The organism is Desulfogranum marinum, from assembly GCF_016918565.1.
Lineage (GTDB): Bacteria > Desulfobacterota > Desulfobulbia > Desulfobulbales > Desulfobulbaceae > Desulfogranum > Desulfogranum marinum.
This window is the reverse complement of record NZ_JAFFQD010000181.1, coordinates 1-390: the sequence shown is the minus strand read 5'-3', so window position 1 is coordinate 390 and position 390 is coordinate 1. Positions and strand designations below refer to the sequence as shown.

Annotated in this window: 1 pseudogene; it reads right to left on the bottom strand. The window is 43.6% G+C overall.

Features of this window, described 5'->3' with window-relative positions:
* Positions 1-72: 72 nt before the first annotated feature.
* Positions 73-390 (bottom strand): annotated as a pseudogene (locus JWH17_RS23415) (insulinase family protein); the annotation flags it as partial.

Below are 390 nucleotides of genomic sequence, written 5' to 3'. Positions count from 1 at the left end.
CATTATTAACTGAACAATAATTATTGGGAAGAAATATAGCCTGTGTATTTACGCAGGCTATCTTTTTATCGATTATTGGGCAGCTGGAGTTGCTGGCGCAACTGGAGTTGGCTCTGGAGTTGTAGGAATTTTCGGCCAAAGAACTTTATTGAATTTCTGGCGAATTTGTTCTGCATCCATGGTTTGCTTATCTTTAGGCTGTGCTAAAACAAAAGCAGCCTCTTGGGACAGCAAACGTCTCGCTTCCATATTCACTTGCTCAAGGCTTTGTGCAGCTAAAAAAGCCTGCCTTAAGCGTTGATATTGCTCTGGTGCGATATCCACAACACCATTTTGCTGGGAAATCAAACGCTGGCTAATCAGGACATCCGTACTGGTGCGTGCATACGC